Origin of the sequence: Streptomyces botrytidirepellens (assembly GCF_003721215.1) — a bacterium.
Lineage (GTDB): Bacteria > Actinomycetota > Actinomycetes > Streptomycetales > Streptomycetaceae > Streptomyces > Streptomyces himastatinicus.
Genome location: NZ_RIBZ01000476.1, coordinates 1 through 1,778 on the forward strand (window position 1 = coordinate 1; position 1,778 = coordinate 1,778).

Below are 1,778 nucleotides of genomic sequence, written 5' to 3' on the forward strand. Positions count from 1 at the left end.
CCCGCGGTGCGACTGGGGCGGCGCGGGGCGGGCGAGCGCGGTGGGCTTCCGGGCGGCCGCGGGGCGGGCCTCCGCGGGGGAGTGCGGCCGGGGGCGGTCCGGGCCGTCGTGGCCGTACGGGGCGTAGCGGTCTTCCGACGGGTGCTCATGTGCCGCGGAACGCCCGCCGGAAGGTCCCTCCGGGGCGCTCCTGGGCTCGCGGCCGAGCGCCTCGGTGGTGACGGGGCGTCCCGGGATCAGCGTCTCGGGAGCGATGGCCGTACCGCCCGCGAAACCCATTCCGAGGACCGCCGAATAGCCGAAGCAGACGGCACCCGCGAGCGCGCCCGCGTGCCGTACCAGCCGGCCGCGGCGCCCGGAGAGGTCCACGAACACGGGCCCCTTCCTGGCCACGTCGGAGCGGACGGGACGCGAGGGCGCACGCTCGGCCACATCTGACTGAGGATCCATGGGGCAGAGGCTAGTCCAGAAAATACGACATACAACCTATGTGTCAAACATGCGGTGTGTCATAGTTCGTCACTTTTGATCCGATGTGCGAGGTTGGCGGAGAGGCCGGGCCGGGGACCAGCCCCGGCCCCTTGGCGGCCTCACCCCCTCACCCCGGAGCGGAAGGAAGCGCGCGTGCGATTCAGGGCCAGCCCCCGCATGAGCGGCATCGCCATGGCCGGAGCCGTGCTCTGCGCCACCATCGCCGTCTGGGCGGGCAGCGAGAAGTCGTCCGAGTCACACCACGCGGCCTCGCACGCCGCCCCCCGCCCGGCACCGCCCCCCGCCGACTTCGTGCCGTACGTCAGCGCCTGGGCCGGCTCGCGATACGACATGGCCGCCGCGGCGTCGCGTGGCGTCAAGGAATTCACCCTGGGCTTCGTCGTATCGGGTGACGGCTGCGCCCCGGCGTGGGACAGCGGCATCCCGTTCGACGACCCGGCGCTGACGGCCCGTATCGAGGCCACCCGGCGGGCCGGCGGCGACGTACGGATCTCCTTCGGCGGCGCCGACGGCACGGAGCTGGCCACGGCCTGCGACGACGCCTCACAACTCGCCGCCGCGTACACCGAGGTGATCGAGCGTTACGGGATCATCCGGGCCGACTTCGACATCGAGGGCGACGCCCTCGCCGACGCCGCCGCCACCGCCCGCCGGGCCCAGGCCATCGCCCTGGTCCAGCGCACCCACGAGGGGCTGAACGTCTCCTTCACCCTGCCCGCCATGCCGAACGGGCTGACCCCGGGCGCCCTCGCCCAGCTGACCGCTGCCCGGCAGGAGGGCGTCACGATCTCGTCGGTCAACGTCATGGCCATGAACTACAGCGGCGACCACACGGGCGACATGGGCCGCTACGCCATCCAGGCGGCCACCGCGGCCCACGAGAAGGTCCGCCGGGTGCTCGGGCTGTCCGACGCCGCCGCGTGGAAGACCATCGCCGTCACGCCGATGATCGGGGTCAACGACGTGACCGGCGAGGTCTTCACGCTGGAGGACGCGGCCGGACTCGCCCGCTTCGCGGCCACCAAGGGCATCGGGCGGCTGTCGATGTGGTCCGCGGAACGGGACCGCCCGTGCACGCCCGAGGACACGGGCGCCGAGGGCGACGGCGACACCGGCGGCAACACCGACGGCGACACCGGCGCCGTGGACTCCGAGCGCCCCGCCACCGCCCCCAGCACCTCGTGCAGCGGCGTCCCCCAGCGCCCCGGCGCCTTCGAGGCGGCCCTGTCCGGCTGAGCCCGCCCGACAGCCGACGGCCCCGGCCGCGCCCCCGTGGTGAACGGGGC

Annotated in this window: 2 protein-coding genes; one reads left to right on the forward strand and one right to left on the reverse strand. The window is 74.2% G+C overall.

What is annotated here, in order from left to right:
- Positions 1-450, reverse strand: a 450-nt coding sequence (locus tag EEJ42_RS31725) for a hypothetical protein (RefSeq protein WP_148082083.1), incomplete at its 3' end; no start/stop codon positions are given.
- A gap of 174 nt (positions 451-624) precedes the next feature.
- Between EEJ42_RS31725 and EEJ42_RS31730 the strand changes: the two genes are divergently transcribed.
- Complete coding sequence (locus EEJ42_RS31730; RefSeq protein ID WP_246097525.1) at positions 625-1,728, forward strand: chitinase; 1,104 nt, start codon at positions 625-627, stop codon at positions 1,726-1,728.
- Positions 1,729-1,778 lie beyond the last annotated feature (50 nt).